The sequence below is a fragment of the Listeria goaensis genome (assembly GCF_900186125.1).
GTDB lineage: Bacteria > Bacillota > Bacilli > Lactobacillales > Listeriaceae > Listeria > Listeria goaensis.
This window is the reverse complement of the sequence record NZ_FYBQ01000004.1, coordinates 145,081-165,338: the sequence shown is the minus strand read 5'-3', so window position 1 is coordinate 165,338 and position 20,258 is coordinate 145,081. Positions and strand designations below refer to the sequence as shown.

The following is a 20,258-nucleotide window of genomic DNA, read 5'->3' as shown; positions in this document are numbered from 1 at the left end:
ACGGATATGTTCAGTTAGCGCTCCCTTACTTTTTATGAAAGTAGGAGCGTTTTTTATTTGGCGGAAGCTGAATAAAATATTTCCTAATTACCAAGTGCAAGCACATTTAATTGCATTTGGTGATTTTATTTGTAGGGACGTTTTGAAGTAATAGAGTTCACCCCGAAGGTTAAGTCCATTTAACCGCTATTTTTTGGAAAAGGAAGGAGTCGGATTTTTAAATGACGAAGTATATTTTTGTAACAGGTGGCGTAGTTTCATCTATTGGTAAAGGGATTACAGCAGCATCACTTGGGCGACTGCTGAAAAACCGCGGATTAAGTGTGACAATTCAAAAATTCGATCCATATATTAACGTGGACCCGGGAACAATGAGCCCGTATCAACATGGTGAGGTTTTTGTAACAGATGATGGTGCCGAAACGGATTTAGATTTGGGGCATTATGAGCGCTTTATCGATATTAATTTAAATAAATATAGCAACGTCACAACAGGTAAAGTTTACTCAGAGGTCATTAAAAAAGAACGCCGCGGCGACTATCTTGGCGGAACCGTTCAAGTTATCCCGCATATCACAAACGAGCTGAAAGACCGCGTGTTTAGAGCGGCAAGAATGACAAATTCAGATATTATCATTACCGAGATTGGCGGAACCGTGGGGGACATCGAATCACTTCCGTTCCTTGAAGCGATTCGCCAAATCAAAAGCGATGTTGGGTCTGAAAATGTCCTATATATCCACACAACACTCATTCCTTACATTAAAGCAGCAGGCGAAATGAAAACTAAACCCACTCAGCACAGTGTTAAAGAGCTGCGTAGTTTAGGCATTCAACCAAATATTATTGTGGTACGCACAGAACAACCCGTTTCCACAGAAATGAAGGAAAAAATTGCCCTTTTCTGTGATATTAAAGCATCCGAAGTTATCGAAAGCCGCGATGAAGATACGCTTTATAACGTGCCTCTTTCGTTACAAGCACAAAAAATGGATCAAATCGTGCTCGACCATTTGAAATTAGACGCGCCACCAGCTGAAATGACTGAGTGGACGGAGCTTGTACACCGCGTGCAAAATTTATCGAAGAAAGTTCGGATTGCGCTCGTTGGGAAATACGTTTCCTTACAAGACGCGTATCTTTCTATAGCGGAAGCGTTACGGCATGCTGGGTATGCACATGATGCGGAGATTCAAATTGACTGGATTGATTCGGAAAAAGTCACAAAAGAAAATGTTACGGAACTTTTGAAAGATGCAGATGGGATTTTAGTTCCCGGAGGGTTCGGCGACCGGGCAATTGAAGGAAAGCTTCTTGCTGTTGAATATGCGCGCGTTAACAAAGTACCGTACTTTGGAATTTGCCTTGGTATGCAACTGGCAACAGTTGAGTTTGCGCGAAATGTTCTTAAGCTTGACGGGGCGCATTCCGCTGAAATCGACCCCGAAGCAAAACATAATATCATTGATTTACTCCCAGAGCAAAAAAATATCGAAAACATGGGTGGAACGCTTCGCTTGGGGCTTTATCCTGCACGAATTAAGGAAGGCACGAAAGCGGCAGAAGCTTATGGGGAAACGATTGTCGAGGAACGTCACCGTCATCGCTATGAGTTCAACAATGATTACCGTGAACAAATGGAGCAGGCAGGCATGATTGTTTCAGCAACTAGCCCTGACGGCCGTCTTGTTGAGGTGGTAGAATTAAAAGATCACCCGTGGTTTGTTGCTTGTCAATATCACCCAGAATTCATTTCCAGACCAAATCGTCCGCAAAGCTTGTTCAAAGGCTTTATCGGCGCGGCAGTTAAATAATTATGTGAGTGCAACTCAGGTTCAGGCTGAGTTGCATTATTTGTGTAATTACTTTATAAAAAAAGAAAAAATGTAGCTTTTGATTTATTTTTGTGATTGCTTGGTGCTATAATGTTAGATAACAACATTGTAGGAGGTATGAGAATGAATAGAGAAATCGTGAATGAACAACAAGCTCAAGCCATTGTAGATGGCATCTTACAAGGATATAAAGACTATTTAGAAATACGTAGACAAAAAAGGAAGAATTGAAAGTTTCGGCAAGTTATGCTTTTGTTAAAGGGAACCATATTGATGATGCTGTTTCAAGAAAACTCACGGGCTTAATTGAAAAAGACCAACTCGCTAAAGCGGGTGAATCTTGGGAATATCTTCAATTTGCTTTTGGTAGAAAAGATAACAAGTGTCTATTTATTGTTAAAAATATTTTGCGGCTGAAACGAACGTTCCAAACTTCGCATAAAAAAAGCCAATATCTAGTAGACTTAGCGAAAGTAAATAATCCATGGATTCAGGAACTCCGTCAAGGACGGGTGAAAAAGGAAGGCGTTTCTATCCAATTACAGTTTTTGGATTTTGAAAAATGGGAGCAAACAGAAGAAATCCGAGAAAGAAATTTTTCGGAATTTTATATTGTGACATATGAAACGGATAGCCATACAAAAGAGATTATAAGTGTAGAAATTGTAGCACCAGATGCCGAAACTGGGGAGTTACATAGTGTACAGAAACTATCATCATATTTACAAAGCAGTGATGTCATTATCCAGGAAAATGAATATGAATCGATTTCTGGTGAAGTTGAGTTTGGTAGTGTTGAGGATTATGGATATACGACGCTACCAGAAGAAGGCGAAGAAATTGGAAACTAAATGAGGAGGAAATCGTTGTGTTTAGAGGTGATAATCTTCAAAGGGTCAGAGCCTTGTACGGCTTGTCACGAAAAGAACTAGGGGAGAAGCTTGGGGTTTCTGAACAAGCTGTTTGGCAGTTTGAAAATCAAGTAACGAACCCTAAATTTGAAATCGTTGTTGAACTTAAAAGACTTTTTGGAGTAAAAACACAGTTTTTCTTACAAGAATTAAAAGTTCCGAGTATGTTTAAAGAAGAACAAATTATTTATCGTGCAGCCGATATGACTAGCCGAAAGCGGGCGTTTTCAGAGACGGAATATTTGAATTTTGTTCACGAGGTTATTACATCGCTAGAAAGCTTCCTGAGTTCGCCTAAGAGTACTATTTTAAGTCTAAGAGAAAAATGCTTGAAGATGTATTATCAGAGAAGCGAATCAAAAAATTGTATTGAGGAAATCGCTGCACTAGCAAAAGAATTTATTGGTGTAACAGATGATAATGCAAATTTGCTGCTTCAACTTGAGAAGTCTGGCATTCATATTGTAGAGAAGGATGTAGGCGACAAAACCGACGCCTATAGTGCTTGGTCAGCTAGTCAAATACCCATTATTGTTCTCGGTATAAAGAAATCGGCAGTGCGAAGAAATTTTGATTTGGCGCATGAACTAGGTCACTTGTTGATGCATAACAATATTGATATGCTAGCTTTAGACAAAGAAGACTATAATAAAATTGAAAATGAAGCCAACTTATTTGCCGCTTGTTTCTTATTACCGAAAAAAAATATTGTTAAAGATTTGCAAGAACTTCGGCATATTTCTAATCCAGATTCCTATATGGAACTTAAGGCGAAATACAATGTATCAATTCAAGCTTTAGAAATGCGAGCATACCGATTAGGTTTTCTTACGCCGCAGCAAAATAGTTATTTTTACAGACAGCTTGCGAAAAAAAAATATAAATTTGTGGAGCCGCTTGATTCAGAAATCCCACTTAAACGGCCTGGGAAAATCCGAAATATTTTGGAGCTCATTTTATCTAATCAAGTGATTAGTTTGGCTGAACTCGAAACGATGTTCAAAGTTGAAACACTGTTTTTAGAGCGATTGTTTACGATTGAGCCAGCTTTTTTCGAAAAATATCAGGCGAAGGAAGATTTTTCAAGTTACAATAATGTCTTGAAACCAAAGTTTCGCTAATACGTTAAATCCAGCCTTGTAGAAAAATGCCAAACACGTAAGCCAAACAAAACGTATTACGCACAATCAGGCTGATGACAAACGTTGAGATGGCGTGTATTCGAGTACATGATAACTGAAAACAGGGAGGACGTAGTTTGTCCGACCATGTGAGAAGTGAGGCGAAGCGCAGGCAAGAACTCCGAAAATGTCCGTTTTTTATTAGTCTGAAGCCTTCTATGTCTAGGAGGCTTTTAAATTTGACAATATCCCTACGTGTATTGCAAACTGAATTTAGCATAAAAGGGAGAGTAGGGGAAGGTTTGATTAAAGAAATAGTGTTAATATACAATCCAGCGGCTGGAAAAAATAAGTTCCGGAAGTGGATGCCGCTCGTTGAAGAGAAGTTGAATGAGGCGGATTTTGACGTGACGCTTGTGTCGTCTACAAGTGAGCCTAAAAGTATTTTGAAGCTTGCTAAAAAAGCAGCGGAGTCTGGTGTTTCGGCCATCATTGCGGCTGGCGGTGACGGGACGGTGAATGAGGTTGTGAACGGAATCATGCAGTCGTCTAAACGCCCCGTTTTAGGAATTTTACCGATGGGAACGACGAATGACTATGCGCGGGCTTTGGGCGTGAATAAAGATCCGCTTGAAGCGCTAAACAGCATTATTAATCGCGAGACTGTTGGCATCGATATTGGCAAGGCGAATCAGGACGAATTTTTTATTAATAATGTAGCTGCTGGAAAAATTACGGAAATTACATACGCGGTGCCGGAGGCGAAAAAGAATCGTTATGGGCGTCTGGCGTACCTTTTTGATGGCTTAAAGATGCTGCCAAATCTCAAAGCGACGCCTGTCGAAATTACATTTGACGACGAGCGCTTCAAGGGTCAGATGCTAATTTGTTTTGTGAGCAATTCCCACACGGTCGGTGGGCTTGAATCGCTTTGTCCGCCTGCCAAAATTAATGATGGCTATTTTGACTTGCTGATTCTAAAAAAGGTATCACCAGCCAAATTGTTTTCGCTATTTCTGCTATTAAAACGCGGCACGCATCTTGAAAGCCCGCACGTAATCCATCGCCAAGTGAAACGTGTCAAATTGGAATCTAAGGAAGTTTTAAATATTAGTTATGACGGCGTTTATGGCGGAAATGCGCCGTATGAATTGGAAGTTTTACCGGAAGCCTTGCGCGTTTTTGCGAATCAAGAGGTGGCGAGCGCTAGGCTTTATAGGAAGGAAGATTAGAGGGCGTTTTAAACCCTAGGGGCTAAAGCGTTTTCAGAAAATAATTCGCAACTTTTATGGTAAATGAATCACAAATCTGTTATTATAGACGTGTTAGGGAAAAATAGCTGCCACTATTTTTCGCGGCGGAAATTCAAATTTTAAATTCCTGAGGGAGGAAATTGTATTATGCCTATCGTTAACATGACAGACATGCTGAAAAAAGCATTAGCTGGGAAATATGCTGTAGGTCAATTCAACATCAACAACCTTGAATGGACTCAAGCTATTTTGAAAGCTGCGGAAGCTGAAAAATCACCAGTCATCCTAGGAGTATCTGAAGGTGCTGCTAAATATATGGGAGGATTCAATACGGTTGTTAAGATGACACAAGGTCTTGTTGAAGATCTTAAAATCACTGTACCTGTTGCTATCCATTTAGACCATGGTTCAAGCTTTGATTCTTGTAAAGCAGCAATCGACGCAGGTTTCTCATCCGTAATGATCGACGGATCGCATCACCCAATTGACGAGAATGTAGCAATGACTAAGAAAGTTGTTGACTATGCTCACGCTAAAGGTGTTTCTGTAGAAGCTGAAGTTGGTACTGTTGGTGGTACTGAAGACGGCGTTACAGGCGGAATTAGTTACGCTAATCCTGAAGAATGTCTGCGCGTTGTTAAAGAAGCTGGTATTGATGCATTAGCAGCTGCACTTGGATCTGTTCATGGTCCATATAGTGGCGAACCAAAACTTGGCTTTGATGAAATGAAAGAAATCTCCGAACTTACAGGTGCTCCACTTGTACTTCACGGCGGTTCTGGAATTCCTGAACACCAAATTAAAAAAGCAATTGAATTAGGTCACAGCAAAATCAACGTAAACACTGAGTGCCAAATTGTTTGGACTGCAGCTGTTCGCGAAAAATTAGCTACTGACGATAAAGTTTACGATCCACGTAAAGTTATCGGACCTGGTGTTGATGCAATCATTAAAACAGTTACTGAAAAAATTCAAGAATTTGGTTCTAACGGTAAAGCGTAAATCAAAAATTGAATGGTTATAGAAGGAGCAGAAATCTTTCTGCTTCTTTTTTGTTCCTTAAAACCTGTTAAAAACTATATTTTGTGTGAAAGTAAGTAGATTATGTTATCATTAAAGCAGTTATAGGGGTGGAAATTGCAAAATTTATCATTAGCTTCTAGAAATGCTTAGAAAAAAATCGTTCTAAGGGCGCATGAAAAAGCTATTAATAAACATGTATAATATATGATGATAGATTAAAGAACGTTTTGATGAATGAACCAACACGGAAAGAGAGTAGGGATAGTAATGAATATAGGAATCTTTACCGATACCTACAGTCCGCAAATCAGCGGGGTCGCCACGTCCATTTTAACAATGGAGACGGAGTTAAGAAAAAGAGGACATAACGTATATATATTTACAACAACCGACCCTAATGCTGATCGAGAAAGCGAAGAGGGACGCGTGTTTAGGTTGCCAAGTATTCCATTTGTGTTTTTCCCGGAGAGAAGAATTGCGATTGCGGGCATGAACAAGTTTATCCGCCTTGTTGGCGAATTAAAGTTAGATATTATTCATACGCATACGGAGTTTTCTTTAGGTTTACTCGGTAAAAAAATTGCTAAAAAATACTCCATTCCATCCATTCATACATACCATACAATGTATGAGGATTATTTGCATTATATTGCTAATGGTAAAATTTTAACACCAAAAATGGTGCGCAAGATGACAAAATCTTTTTGTGATAGTTATGAGGCACTTATTGCACCGACGCAAAAAGTGCGCCATCATCTAGAGGAATGCGGAATTTATAAACATATTTATACGATTCCAACTGGCACGAACATTCAAATGTGCGATCAAGCCTCTTCAGGCAAAATAGCGGCAATGAAAAAGCAGTTGGGTATCGGAGAGCAGGATGCGGTTATCCTTTCTTTGGGACGTGTGGCGCATGAAAAAAATATTGATGCGATTATTCAAGCCATGCCAGGCGTTTTAGCTGAACTCCCTTTTACCAAATTAGTAGTGGTTGGTGATGGTCCAGTTCGTAAAGAATTAGAAGAGTTGGTGGAAGAGCTTTCGCTTTCGCATGCGGTCATATTTACGGGCGCAGTGGAGTGGAGTGAAGTTGGCGACTACTACCAGCTTGGTGACTTCTTTGTGAGTGCTTCAACTTCTGAAACACAAGGATTAACCTACTTAGAGGCGATGGCTTCAATGTTGCCGGTTGTCGCGAAAAAGGATGAAAGCATCGAAGACATTTTAGTGGATAAAAAAACTGGATTTTTATTTGAAACAGACGATGAGCTTTCCGAAACATTAATTATGGCGCTTCAAAATGAAGAGCTGGCAAGAGAGTTAGCGAAAAATGCACTTAAACAAGTAGATAATTATTCCGCAGACCATTTTGGTGAGCGAATTGAAGCAACCTATGCAGAAATATATGATATTTATTATTCGGTGGAAAACAAAAAGCGGCTGAACAGGCAACGAACGCTCATTAAGAGTAAAATGGCATCGCAAGTTTTTTCGTTAACATCGAATACGCATATACGGAAAGGTAGGTCATCGCGTCGTGATTAAGCTAACTATGCTTTCATCGGCAGAAAAAGTGAAAGGGCAAGGTGTAGCCTCTGCTTACAGAGAACTTGTTAATCTGCTTGATGAACGGCTGAAAGATAAAATCGAGATGTCGATTAATAAATTTCATAAAACGGAGATTACACATTATCATACGGTAGATTTTCATTTTTATTTATCTACTTTTTTCAAGAAAAAGCGCGGGGTTCGGGTTGGCTATGTCCATTTCTTACCAGAAACGATGGAAGGTAGCTTAAAATTACCGGGAATTGCCCGTGCTGTTTTTTATAAATATTTAATTTCTTTTTATAAGAGAATGGATGAGATTGTCGTTGTAAACCCTTCTTTCATACCAAAACTAGAAGCGTATGACATTCCTTCAGAAAAAATCCACTATATCCCTAATTTTGTTTCTAAAAAAACATTTTTTTCGGATGAAAAACAAAAAGAAATGTTTCGCAAAAAATATCAAATTCCCGCTGATAAATTTGTTGTGCTTGGTGTAGGACAAGTACAGCACCGAAAAGGTGTGCTTGACTTTATTGAAGTCGCAAAATCATTGCCTGACGTGCAATTTGTTTGGGCGGGGGGCTTTTCATTTGGGAAGATTACATCGGGCTATGAGGAGCTGAAAAAAATTTATGACAAACCGCCTGAGAATGTGACATTCATTGGGATCATTGACCGCTCGGAAATGAATGGCTGCTTCAATATGGCAGATTTATTTTTTATGCCGTCGTACAATGAACTTTTCCCCATGGCGATTTTGGAGGCGATGAGTACAGGCGTTCCAGTACTGCTTCGCGCCCTTGATTTATACAAAGAAATTTTGTCTGGTTATTATGAAGAAGGGCAAAATAATACGGATTTCATTACTAAAATTGCAGAATTAAAAGCGAATGACGATAAATATGCAGCGCTGCTAGAAAAAGCAGAGCGCGGCGCGGAATTTTATTCGGAGGACCGTTTGACAGCGATTTGGGATGAATTTTATCATGATTTAGTAAGGAAGTGAACCTAGGTGAAGTTAAGCAAAAATGCGCGTAAGAATTGGCTGAACATCTTTTTAATTCTCATCATTAGTAGCGCTTTTATCATTTGGCAGTTTCGCGGCGTTGATATGGAGCAATTTATCCAAGAAATTAAAAACGTCAATGTATGGTGGCTGCTCGTTGCATTTTTGTTTATGCTGATTTACTGGCTTTTTGAAGCGGTTGTGTTACATAAAAGCATTTTGCCTACTTTCCAAAAAGAAAATTTTTTTTCCTCGTTCCGCATTACGATGATTGGTCAGTTCTTCAATACAATCACCCCGATGCAAGCAGGCGGACAACCCGCGCAATTATACGCGCTCGTAAAGAAAGGGCTAGACATTGGTGTCGCAAGCTCCATCTTATTATTTAAATTCATCATTTATCAGGCGATGATTGTCATCAATTTCATCGTCGTCCTCATTTTTGGTTTTCACTATTTATTAACAGGCGCTCTCCCACAAGTTAAATATCTGGTTTTAATTGGCTTCACCGTGCATTTGGCGGTAGTCGTTGGACTTATCTTAGTAGGGAAAAGTTACCGCTTCACTGCGAAATTGGTTCACCTTATTTTGAAGCCGTTTAGTTGGTTCATGAAGAAAGAACGGATCCAAAAAATTCAAGCGGTTGTCGATGATAAAATTGCGTCTTTTCATGAAGAAAGTGGGCGTATTAGTCATGACAGGAAGCTCATTTGGAGTGCGAGCATATATACGAGTTTGCAACTTTGGGCGTATTTCGTCATTCCCTATTTTATTTTACTAGGAATAGGGGTTTCGAATTTAAATCTTTTTATGGTGATAACGTTCCATGCGTTTATTATGATGTTTGCGACAGTTGTGCCGACGCCTGGTGGAACGGGTGGTGCGGAATATACCTTTACGCTATTGTTTGGACCGCTGCTCGTTTCCGTGAAACTTTTAACGGCGCTACTTTTGTGGCGCATCATTACGTATTATAGTTGTATTGTTTTTGGTGCAATTGCAATTGCTATTCCGGATAAAAATAAAATGACGAAGAAATCCGAGCAGTAAGCGGGTTTAGTGGCGATTAGCTTGCAAACGTGTTAGGATTTAGAGATAATAGCAAGTGAGATTAAAAGAAAGAGGGATTGGCATGGAAAATCGGTTAGTAATTAATGGGGGAAAACGACTTTCTGGAAAAGTTGTCGTAGATGGGGCTAAAAATAGCGCGGTAGCTTTAATTCCAGCAGCTATTTTGGCAGATTCTGAAGTGACGATTGAAGGTCTTCCAGACATTTCTGATGTTCATACATTGTATGATATTGTTTCTGAACTAGGTGGTTCAGTGAAGTCGGATAGCCAAACCGCGATTATTGACCCTAGTACTATTGTGGATATGCCACTTCCGAATGGAAATGTAAAAAAATTACGTGCTTCTTATTATTTGATGGGCGCGCTTCTTGGTAAATTTAAAAAGGCGGTTGTTGGTTTGCCAGGCGGATGTTATTTGGGGCCGCGACCAATTGATCAGCATATTAAAGGTTTTGAGGCGCTAGGCGCAACGGTAACTAACGAGCAAGGCGCAATCTATTTGCGTGCCGACAAATTGCGTGGCGCGCGAATTTACATGGATGTTGTCAGTGTAGGTGCCACCATTAATATTATGCTTGCTGCTGTTTTAGCAGAAGGTAAGACGATTATTGAAAATGCGGCAAAAGAGCCGGAAATCATTGATGTTGCTACCTTGTTGTCTAATATGGGCGCGAACATTAAAGGGGCCGGAACGGACACTATTCGCATTACTGGCGTGCCGAAACTACACGGTTGTCACCACACAATTATTCCGGACAGAATCGAAGCGGGGACATATATGATTGCAGCGGCCGCAATAGGCGACGGCGTTGAGATTCAAAATGTCATTCCAGATCATTTGGAGGGGATTACAGCGAAATTAGCCGAAATGGGCGTTCCGTTAGAGATTTCAGAAGACTCCATTTTAGTCAAAAAAGCCCTTGCCTTTAAAAAAGTGGACGTGAAAACATACGTCTACCCTGGATTCCCAACGGATTTGCAGCAACCATTTACGACGCTTTTAACACAAGCGGACGGGGACAGCATTGTGACGGACACAATCTACCCGAGCAGGTTTAAGCATATCGCCGAGCTCATGCGCATGGGCGGGCAGTTTAAACAAAATGAACGAACGGCTGTTATTTACGGGAAAACACCCCTTTCTGGTGCACGCGTAACGGCAACCGATCTCCGCGCGGGCGCCGCCCTTGTAATCGCTGGTTTGCTTGCTGAAGGCCAAACGGAAATTTTAGGCGTTGAGCATATTGAGCGCGGTTACGGGAACATTATTCAAAAACTCTCCGATTTAGGAGCGGATATTTATAAAGAAATCGCCGAAAGCAATTTGGCATAGCCTTCTAAAACAAAAGCGGGGCAATTCCTCTGTCCCGTCTTTTCCTTCCATTTATTTCAAATCCCTAGTTTAAACAAAAATAAAAAAAGGTGGTACACATATGGCTAAACTGTCCATAGCATATTTAGAGAGCCTGACAATCAAAGAGATTTATGCGCTTGCGAAAGAACACAAGATTGCGTATTATAGCAAATTAACGAAAAAAGAACTTATTTTTGCGCTATTGAAATCGAATGCGGAGAAAGAGGGATTTTTCTTCATGGAAGGCGTTTTAGACATCATTCCCTCTGAAGGGTTCGGTTTTTTGCGCCCAATTAATTATTCGCCAAGTTCGGAGGATATTTATATTTCGGCCTCGCAAATTAGACGATTTGATTTACGAACAGGTGATAAAGTTTCTGGAAAGGTGCGTCCGCCAAAAGAAAATGAACGCTATTTTGGTTTGCTACACGTAGAAGCAGTCAATGGTGAGAATCCTGAAGTGGCGAAAGAACGTGTGCATTTTCCTGGCTTGACGCCGCTTTATCCGGATAAACAGATGGCGCTTGAAACAGGGAAATTCCCAATTTCAATGCGAATGATTGATATGGTTGCGCCCATCGGTTTTGGTCAGCGGGGGCTAATTGTTGCGCCACCTAAGGCAGGGAAGACGATTTTGCTTAAGGAAATTGCGAATGCAATTACGATGAACCACCCGGAAGCCGAACTAATCGTACTTTTAATTGATGAGCGTCCAGAAGAGGTAACGGATATTGAACGGTCGGTCTCAGCGGACGTTGCTAGTTCAACATTTGATGAAGTTCCGGAAAATCATATTAAAGTCGCCGAACTCGTTTTAGAACGTGCGATGCGTCTTGTAGAACAGAAGCGTGACGTCATTATTTTGATGGACAGCATTACTCGTCTGGCGCGTGCGTATAATTTGGTTATTCCGCCAAGTGGCCGAACGCTTTCAGGTGGGATTGATCCAGCGGCTTTCCACCGTCCGAAACGCTTTTTCGGAGCGGCGCGTAACATTGAAGAAGGCGGGAGTCTGACGATTTTGGCAACTGCTTTAGTTGATACGGGTTCGCGAATGGACGATGTGATTTACGAAGAGTTTAAAGGCACGGGTAATATGGAGCTTCATTTGGACCGTCAACTTGCTGAGCGCCGTGTTTTCCCTGCGATTGATATTCGCCGTTCAGGTACGCGTAAAGAAGAGCTGCTGCTTCCAAAAGAAAAATTAGAGCAGCTTTGGAAAATCAGAAAAACAATGCCGCTTCAAGGGGACTCGCTAGATATGTCAGAGCGATTTATTCGTTCGATGAAAAAGACAGATACGAATCAGGCCTTTTTTGAGCTGTTACAAGAACAAATGTTTAAAAAATAACTGTTGCTTGTTTTCGCTGTGCTTGTTATAATTATTGTACTGTGTGTTTTCTGCAGTTAATTACTCTGTTTCAGATGATTCAGGGCGAAGGAGTTGAAAAGAAATGAAAGCTGGAATTCATCCTGAATACCGTCCAGTTGTTTTCGTTGATACTAGTACTGATTTCAAATTCTTGTCTGGTTCTACTAAACATTCAAGTGAAACTATTCAATGGGAAGATGGTAACGAATATCCGTTACTACGTGTCGAAATCTCTTCTGATTCACACCCATTCTATACTGGTAAACAAAAACACGCGACTGCCGACGGACGTGTGGACCGCTTCAACAAAAAATACGGAATCAAATAATTCTGTATGTTGGAAGCTTAATAATCGAAATACTGCGCACACCTCATTTAATGGGGTGTGTTTTTCTTTTTGACGAAAAGTTGTCAGTTAAATTAAAAAAATGGGAAAGTTCGCAAATGAGCTTTACTTTTATGTCAGGATTTGCGTATAATAGCACTAATTACTTTTTTGAAAAGTGAACAATTTAATAAGGAGGTTTTCATGTGAAAGCAAATTTACAAGTAGGCGTGCTAGGCTTTGGGACAGTCGGCAGTGGCGTCATTCATATTTTAGAAGAACACCAAGAAAAAATTAGTCAAGTGACGGGCTACAATATTACCGTTAAAACAGTGCTTGTTCGTGATCTTGAAAAAAATCGCAGATACGAGACGAAAGGTTTTACACTTACGACCACGCCGGATGATATTTTTGAAGATCCAGAAATTGCGGTTGTTGTTGAGGTTATGGGTAGCATTGATATTGCACGTGAGTATATTTTGCGCGCATTGAAAGCCAAGAAACATGTTGTAACAGCGAATAAAGATTTAATTGCTATCCACGGAGATGAACTTGTTACGGTTGCACAGGAAAATGGTTGCGATTTATTTTATGAGGCAAGTGTGGCAGGCGGCATTCCGATTTTACGAACAATTGTAAACAGCTTAGCGGCAGATAAAATACAAAAAGTGATGGGTATTGTAAACGGGACGACCAATTACATGCTAACAAAAATGACTACTGAAAATAAAAGTTATGATGATGTTTTAAAAGAAGCGCAAGACCTAGGTTTTGCAGAAGCTGATCCAACAAGTGATGTGGACGGAATTGATGCGGCGCGCAAAATGGTTATTTTAACACGACTAGCGTTCGGTATGAATGTTCGTTTAGATGATGTTGAAACAACGGGTATTCGTGGAATTTCTCCGCTAGACATTTCGACAGCCTATCAATTAGGATACAAGGTGAAACTTGTTGGCCGTGCGGAAGAAGTAGACGGTTCGGTAAGTGTTGACGTTGGACCAGTTCTGCTTCCAAGAGCACACCCGTTGTCGGGAGTAAACTATGAGAATAATGCGGTTTTTGTAACCGGTGCAGCAGTAGGCGAAACAATGTTTTACGGTCCTGGCGCTGGCGAATTGCCAACCGCGACTAGCGTTGTCAGCGATTTAATTACGGTGGCGAAAAATAGTAAGCTTGGCACAAACGGAAACGCGTTTAATAGCTTCATTCACGAAACGAAACATACGCCAAAAGAAAAAGTTTACTCCAAGTATTATTTACGTTTGGAAATGGACGACAAGACGGGGACATTTTTAAAATTAACGCAAATTTTTGCTGAAGCTGGCGTCGGATTTGATAAAATTATTCAGGAGCCACTCAATGAATTCACGGCAACGGTTGTGATCGTGACGCATTCAATTAGCAAGGCGCAACTAAGTGTGGCACTAAACCGCGCAGAAGAAGAACCAGAAATACGCATTTTGACTAAATATGCAGTTGTGGAGGGTTAAGTAATATGTATAAAGGACTTCTTGATAAATATAAAGATTTTTTACCGATTTCAGAACGTACACCGCTCATCTCGCTTGCGGAAGGCAATACGCCACTTATTCCTTTGCCTCATTTATCCAAAGAGTTGGGTGTGAACTTGTACGGCAAATACGAAGGACTAAATCCGACGGGCTCGTTTAAGGACCGTGGCATGGTCATGGCGGTTGCGAAAGCGAAAGAGGAAGGTGCTGAGGCGGTTATTTGCGCCTCGACGGGGAACACATCAGCGGCAGCGGCAGCCTACGCAACTCGTGCGGGTATGAAAGCATACATCGTTATCCCGGACGGCAAAGTGGCACTCGGGAAACTCGCACAGGCTGTTATGTACGGCGCCGACATCATCGCGATTCAGGGGAACTTTGACGAAGCCCTTGATTCGGTTAGAAAATTAGCAGAAACGGAAGCGGTGACTCTCGTAAATTCAGTCAACCCTTACCGCCTAGAGGGTCAAAAGACGGCTGCGTTTGAAATTTGCGAACAGCTTGGACAGGCACCAGATGTTTTGGCCATCCCAGTTGGCAATGCGGGAAATATTTCGGCTTACTGGAAAGGGTTCAAAGAATGGGACGACAAATTCGCGTCTGGACGTCCGGCGATGCACGGCTTTGAAGCGGAAGGGGCAGCGGCAATCGTAAAAGGCGAACCAATTGCGAATCCGGAAACGATTGCGACGGCGATTCGAATTGGGAATCCTGCGAGTTGGAGTTTGGCAGAAGCTGCACGCGACGAATCAAATGGCTATATCGACTCCGTGACAGATGATGAAATTGTAAATGCATACAAAAAAGTGGCTAGGCAAGACGGCGTGTTTATCGAACCGGGTTCAGCCGCATCGCTTGCAGGCGTCATTCAACATGTGAAAAATGGTAAAATCAAGCCGGGTCAAACCGTTGTTTGTGTGTTTACTGGAAATGGCCTTAAAGACCCTGACACGGCGATGAGTGTGCATGATTTTAACATCATTCATGCTGAAAACGTCGATGAAATGCGCGCGCACCTGCAAAACGGAGTGAACGCCTAATGCGTATCCGTGTACCTGCAACGACTGCCAATCTAGGGCCGGGATTTGATTCGTGCGGTCTCGCGCTAACGCTTTACTTGACGCTTGAAATTGGGGAAGCTAGCTCAAAATGGCATATTGAGCATGACTTAGGCGGCGGCATCCCGAATGACGAAACGAATGTCATTATCTCGACGGCGTTATCGCTTGTGCCAGATTTAACGCCGCATGCGCTTAAAATGACGTGCGATATTCCAACTGCACGCGGTTTGGGGAGTAGCTCGGCTGCTGTTGTTTCGGGAATTGAACTCGCGAATTTTCTAGGAAATCTTGGCTTGTCGAAAGAACGGAAAGTTGAAATCGCGGCTGAAATTGAAGGGCATCCAGATAACGTGGCGCCAGCCGTGCTCGGCAACTTGGTCGTAGGCGCGAAACTTAAGGACGCTGATTTTTATGTGCGTCACCTGTTTCCAAATTGCGCGATTTTAGCGTTTATTCCTAAAACGGAGCTTTTAACCAGTGAGAGTCGTAATGTTTTGCCCGAAATGCTTGCGTATAAAGAGGCGGTGTCTGCGAGCGCGATTTCGAACGTGATGATTGCGGCTGTGCTCCAAAATGACATGACGCTTGCGGGAGAGATGATGGAGCGCGATTTATGGCACGAAAAATATCGTGCAAAGCTAGTGCCTCATCTTGTTAAAATTCGCGAAATTGCGCGCGCAGAAGGTGCTTACGCGACTTGTTTAAGTGGTGCAGGTCCGACGATTTTAATTTTTGCCCCGCATGACAAGAAAACAAACCTAATGAGTGTGCTTCAAGGCTTTGATGCGGAGGCGAATGTGCTTGCGCTTGAAGTTGAGGGGAGCGGCTCGCTTGTATTTGAATAAATTCTAAAATTGAGTGCTTTTTGCACTCGATTTTTTTTGTTCATTATCCCAATTTTTCTTCGGCTGTGTTAGAATAGGAAAAGAGTTTAAGAAAAGGGGCAAAGGTGATGGCGCAGTTATTTTTTAGATACGGGGCAATGAATAGCGGTAAAACAATTGAAATTTTAAAAGTGGCTCATAATTATGAAGAGCAAAATAAACCAGTTGTGATTTTTACATCAGGAATTGATGACCGTGATAAGGTGGGCGTGATTTCTAGCCGTATTGGTTTAAAACGTGATGCGACACCGGTTTTCTCGGATACGAATATTTTTGAAGAAGTGAAAAGGATGCATCCACGACCATTTTGTGTGCTTTTAGATGAATCGCAGTTTTTAGAAAAACATCATGTGTTTGAACTGGCCAATATTGTGGATGAATTAGGGATTCCAGTTATTGCGTATGGTTTGAAGAATGATTTTCAAAATGAGCTTTTCGAAGGATCGAAATATTTACTACTCTATGCGGATAAAATCGAAGAAATGAAAACGATTTGTTGGTTTTGTGCCAAAAAAGCAACGATGGTTTTACGTGTAGACGACCAAGGGAAGCCTGTTTATACAGGAGAACAAATTTTAATTGGTGGAAATGACCAGTACTATCCAGTTTGTCGGAAATGTCACGCTCATCCGCCGATAGCAGATTAAGTGAGGTGCTAAGAATATGTATGACCGATTACAAGCGGTGGAAAACCGCTACGAGGAACTAAATGAACTTTTAAGTGATCCAGAAGTTGTATCTGATCCAAAGCGTTTGCGTGATTTGTCAAAGGAACAGTCGGGAATTGCTGAAACGGTTGAAACTTATCGTCATTATAAAGAAGTGACGAGTCAAATTGAGGAAACAAAAGAGCTTCTTTCGGAAAAGCTCGACGACGATATGCGCGAAATGGCGAAGGAAGAACTTTCTGGCTTGCAGGAAGAAAAAATAGAGCTCGAAGAAAAAATGAAACTTTTACTTGTACCCAAAGATCCAAATGATGATAAAAACGTTATTATGGAAATCCGCGGGGCGGCGGGCGGCGATGAGGCGGCTTTATTCGCTGGTGACTTATTCCGAATGTACAGTCGCTATGCAGAATCGCGTGGCTACAAAGTAGAAATTATGGACGCAAACCCAACCGGAATTGGTGGCTACAAAGAAGTTATCGCCATGATTACAGGTGACGGAGCATATTCTCGCCTAAAGTACGAAAACGGCGCTCACCGTGTTCAGCGTGTCCCAGAAACCGAATCTGGCGGGCGCATTCATACGTCCACGGCAACCGTTGCAATTTTACCAGAAGCGGAAGATGTTGAAATCGATATTCAAGATAAAGATATTCGCACAGATACATTCGCCTCAACTGGGGCTGGCGGACAAAGTGTCAATACGACGATGTCAGCCGTTCGATTAACACATATTCCGACTGGGATTGTGGTGTCCATGCAAGATGAACGTTCACAAATTAAAAATAAAGAAAAAGCGATGAAAGTTTTACGCGCACGTGTTTTTGACAAGTTTGAAAGCGAAGCGCGCGAAGAATACGATGCAACGCGTAAATCGGCTGTTGGGACAGGCGACCGCTCGGAGCGGATTCGGACATACAACTACCCGCAAAATCGTGTGACGGATCACCGCATCGGCTTAACGATTCAAAAACTCGACCAAATTATGGAAGGGAAATTGGATGAAATTATCGATGTGCTCATTTTGGAAGATCAAACGAGCAAGCTGGAGCATTTAAACGATGCAGAATAAAACAATTTCTTCGGTACTAAAAGAAGCAAAACAAATTTTAGAAGAGCGGCATTTAGATTTAAATGCCGCTGAAATTTTACTTGAAACACGCCTAGAATACACAAGGTCAGAATTGTGGACGCGCCTTTCGGATGGGCTTTCTGCTGAAAGCGAAGCGCAGTTTCAGGCGGATTTTAAACGTTATTTAGACGGTGAGCCCGTCCAGTACATTTTAAATACAGCGCCATTTTATGGTTTTGATTTTTATGTGGATCAAAACGTGCTTATTCCACGTCCGGAAACGGAAGAACTCGTTTTGCTTGCAGAACGAGTAGCCCAGAAAGAAGCGATACGCACGGTTTTAGACATTTGTACAGGAAGTGGAGCAATTGCTGTCGCGCTGAAAAAAAGCGTGCCACGCCTCACTGTAGCGGCTTCAGACATATCCAAAGAAGCTCTTTTAGTAGCAGAAAAAAATAGCCGAGTTTTAGAAGCGAAAGTGGAGTTCGTCCAGACCGATTTAGTAGCGACGTTCAAGGCGGCAGCCCGAACTTTTGATATGATTGTTGCCAACCCGCCGTATATTGCGGAAGTCGAGCGAAAAGAAATGTCCGATTATGTGTTGAAAAATGAACCAGAGCTTGCGCTATTCGCCGAAAACGAAGGCTTAGCAATGTATGAGCGCCTCGCTAATGATTTACCCCAGCTAGTCAATGAAAAGTTTTGGATTGGACTTGAAATTGGTTATGCACAAGGCAAAGCCGTCCAAAAATTATTGCAAAAAAGTTTTCCACAAGCAGAGGTAGTTATCCACAAAGATATTAACAATAAAGATCGCATTGTGGTTTGCTCAAATATGTTGGTATAAAGACGTTCCTGCGAAGGAGCGTCTTAAATTTTATTTTTATCTGTGGATAACAATTTGTGCAAAAAAATATTTTTAACCAAATTTTAATATTAAAAATCCACTTATCAACACATTTATTAACATTATCCACAGGTTCACAAAAACTTATCCCCATTGACAAAATTATTATCCACAGAATGTGGATAACTAATTTAGTTTTATATTTGGCGTAATTTCCCAGTTTCATCGGAAATATGCCGATTTTTTTAGTTAGACGGGTGAAAAAAAGCTTTAAAACGGTTAAAATAGAGAATAGAAGTCAAAAAAGGAGTTTTTCAAAGATGGAAACGAAACTTTGGAATATTGATCAAGGCAAACAGATTTATAACGAAGCAGCAGAGCTTCTAAGAAACGGCGAAACAGTCGCATTCCCGACAGAAACCGTGTATGGCTTAGGAGCAGATGCAACAAATGAAAAAGCCGTACAGAAAATTTTTGAAGCAAAAGGACGCCCGTCTGATAATCCGCTTATTGTCCACATTGCGAGTGCGAGCCAAATGGACGAGTTCATCGAGCGAATTCCTAAAAAAGCACAAAAATTAATTGATGTGTTTTGGCCAGGGCCTCTTACGCTTATTTTGCCAATGAAAAAAGGTAGTATTGCGAAAAATGCGACCGCTGGATTAGATACAGTCGGTGTGCGGATGCCCGTTCATCCAGTAGGCTTAGAATTGCTTCGCCTAACAGGGCGCCCAGTAGCTGCCCCGAGTGCTAATCGTTCTGGACGTCCAAGTCCAACAACCGCTCGGCACGTAGAAGAAGATTTAACCGGAAAAATTGCCGCCATTATTGACGGCGGAAGCACAGGCGTAGGCTTAGAATCAACTGTTATCGATTTTGCGGAAGAAATACCAACTATTTTGCGCCCTGGTGGCGTATCAATCGAACAAATTGAAAAAGTTATCGGTCAAGTGAAATCAGCTAAAAATATTGAAACAAAAGAAGAAACCCCAAGAGCACCGGGCATGAAATATACCCATTACGCCCCTGAAGCACCAGTTTATCTCGTAAAAGGCGATGTTGCTTTTTGGGAAGAGCAAATTAAACAGGCTGAGGAAAATGGCGAAAGTGTTGGCTTGCTAGTTTCAGATGAACTCGCCAGCGAAATTAATGCGTCCGTAAATATAATTAAAATCGGCAGCAAACAAAAAATGGAAGATATCGCAAGACGCTTATATGACGGCTTACGTCTTTTTGATCATACAGACGTAACGCTCATTTTAGCAGAACCATATGACAGAGATGGAATTGGTGAAGCGATTATGAACCGTTTAGAAAAAGCAGCTGGCAATAAATACTTAACTAACTGAATGAGTTGTGGAGCGGTTTTTCTGAGTGAAACGCTTCA

General features: G+C 41.5%; 18 protein-coding genes. All 18 read left to right on the top strand.

Going from position 1 to position 20,258, the window contains the following annotated elements; genetic code table 11:
• Positions 1–221: 221 nt before the first annotated feature.
• The 18 genes from CFT42_RS07120 (at position 222) to CFT42_RS07035 (ending at position 20,220) form a co-directional block, all read left to right on the top strand.
• Positions 222–1,814, top strand: a complete 1,593-nt coding sequence (locus CFT42_RS07120) for a CTP synthase (RefSeq protein ID WP_088809690.1) — start codon at positions 222–224, stop codon at positions 1,812–1,814.
• Between the two features lie 248 nt (positions 1,815–2,062).
• On the top strand, positions 2,063–2,686 hold the full coding sequence (locus CFT42_RS07115; RefSeq protein WP_088809691.1) for a spr1630 family ClpXP-sensitive toxin: 624 nt from the start codon (positions 2,063–2,065) through the stop codon (positions 2,684–2,686).
• Positions 2,687–2,703: 17 nt separating this feature from the next.
• Complete coding sequence (locus tag CFT42_RS07110; RefSeq protein WP_088815790.1) at positions 2,704–3,867, top strand: spr1629 family repressor/antitoxin; 1,164 nt, start codon at positions 2,704–2,706, stop codon at positions 3,865–3,867.
• A gap of 302 nt (positions 3,868–4,169) precedes the next feature.
• The gene (locus CFT42_RS07105) at positions 4,170–5,099 is read left to right on the top strand and encodes a diacylglycerol kinase (protein ID WP_088809839.1); all 930 of its coding nucleotides are present in this window, start codon (positions 4,170–4,172) and stop codon (positions 5,097–5,099) included.
• Positions 5,100–5,267: 168 nt separating this feature from the next.
• Entirely contained in the window at positions 5,268–6,122 is an 855-nt protein-coding gene (fba, locus tag CFT42_RS07100; protein ID WP_088809693.1) for a class II fructose-1,6-bisphosphate aldolase, read from the top strand.
• Between the two features lie 288 nt (positions 6,123–6,410).
• Complete coding sequence (locus CFT42_RS07095) at positions 6,411–7,691, top strand: glycosyltransferase family 4 protein (protein WP_088809694.1); 1,281 nt, start codon at positions 6,411–6,413, stop codon at positions 7,689–7,691.
• On the top strand, positions 7,684–8,703 hold the full coding sequence (locus tag CFT42_RS07090) for a glycosyltransferase family 4 protein (protein ID WP_088815789.1): 1,020 nt from the start codon (positions 7,684–7,686) through the stop codon (positions 8,701–8,703). Before CFT42_RS07095 ends, CFT42_RS07090 begins: the two co-directional genes overlap by 8 nt.
• Positions 8,704–8,709: 6 nt before the next feature.
• The gene (locus CFT42_RS07085; protein ID WP_088809696.1) at positions 8,710–9,753 is read left to right on the top strand and encodes a lysylphosphatidylglycerol synthase transmembrane domain-containing protein; all 1,044 of its coding nucleotides are present in this window, start codon (positions 8,710–8,712) and stop codon (positions 9,751–9,753) included.
• An 82-nt stretch (positions 9,754–9,835) separates the two neighbouring features.
• Positions 9,836–11,107 (top strand): UDP-N-acetylglucosamine 1-carboxyvinyltransferase, encoded by a 1,272-nt coding sequence (locus CFT42_RS07080; RefSeq protein WP_088815788.1) that lies wholly within the window; start codon positions 9,836–9,838, stop codon positions 11,105–11,107.
• Positions 11,108–11,207: 100 nt separating this feature from the next.
• Positions 11,208–12,479 carry a transcription termination factor Rho gene (gene rho / locus CFT42_RS07075; RefSeq protein WP_088809698.1) on the top strand — a complete coding sequence of 424 codons (1,272 nt, stop codon included), beginning with the start codon at positions 11,208–11,210 and terminating at the stop codon, positions 12,477–12,479.
• Between the two features lie 103 nt (positions 12,480–12,582).
• Positions 12,583–12,828: a type B 50S ribosomal protein L31 gene (locus CFT42_RS07070; RefSeq protein ID WP_007476851.1), complete on the top strand. Its 246-nt coding sequence runs from the start codon at positions 12,583–12,585 to the stop codon at positions 12,826–12,828.
• A 203-nt stretch (positions 12,829–13,031) separates the two neighbouring features.
• Positions 13,032–14,318 carry a homoserine dehydrogenase gene (locus tag CFT42_RS07065; RefSeq protein ID WP_088815787.1) on the top strand — a complete coding sequence of 429 codons (1,287 nt, stop codon included), beginning with the start codon at positions 13,032–13,034 and terminating at the stop codon, positions 14,316–14,318.
• A 5-nt stretch (positions 14,319–14,323) separates the two neighbouring features.
• Positions 14,324–15,379, top strand: a complete 1,056-nt coding sequence (gene thrC, locus CFT42_RS07060; protein WP_088809700.1) for a threonine synthase — start codon at positions 14,324–14,326, stop codon at positions 15,377–15,379.
• Positions 15,379–16,245, top strand: coding sequence for a homoserine kinase (gene thrB, locus CFT42_RS07055; protein ID WP_088809701.1), 867 nt, complete (start codon positions 15,379–15,381; stop codon positions 16,243–16,245). Before thrC ends, thrB begins: the two co-directional genes overlap by 1 nt.
• 107 nt (positions 16,246–16,352) lie before the next feature.
• Entirely contained in the window at positions 16,353–16,931 is a 579-nt protein-coding gene (locus CFT42_RS07050) for a thymidine kinase (protein ID WP_088809702.1), read from the top strand.
• Positions 16,932–16,947: 16 nt separating this feature from the next.
• Positions 16,948–18,024: a peptide chain release factor 1 gene (gene prfA / locus CFT42_RS07045; RefSeq protein ID WP_088809703.1), complete on the top strand. Its 1,077-nt coding sequence runs from the start codon at positions 16,948–16,950 to the stop codon at positions 18,022–18,024.
• Positions 18,014–18,871 (top strand): peptide chain release factor N(5)-glutamine methyltransferase, encoded by an 858-nt coding sequence (gene prmC / locus CFT42_RS07040; RefSeq protein ID WP_088815786.1) that lies wholly within the window; start codon positions 18,014–18,016, stop codon positions 18,869–18,871. Before prfA ends, prmC begins: the two co-directional genes overlap by 11 nt.
• A 320-nt stretch (positions 18,872–19,191) precedes the next feature.
• The gene (locus CFT42_RS07035) at positions 19,192–20,220 is read left to right on the top strand and encodes an L-threonylcarbamoyladenylate synthase (RefSeq protein WP_088815785.1); all 1,029 of its coding nucleotides are present in this window, start codon (positions 19,192–19,194) and stop codon (positions 20,218–20,220) included.
• The last annotated feature ends 38 nt before the right edge of the window (positions 20,221–20,258 follow it).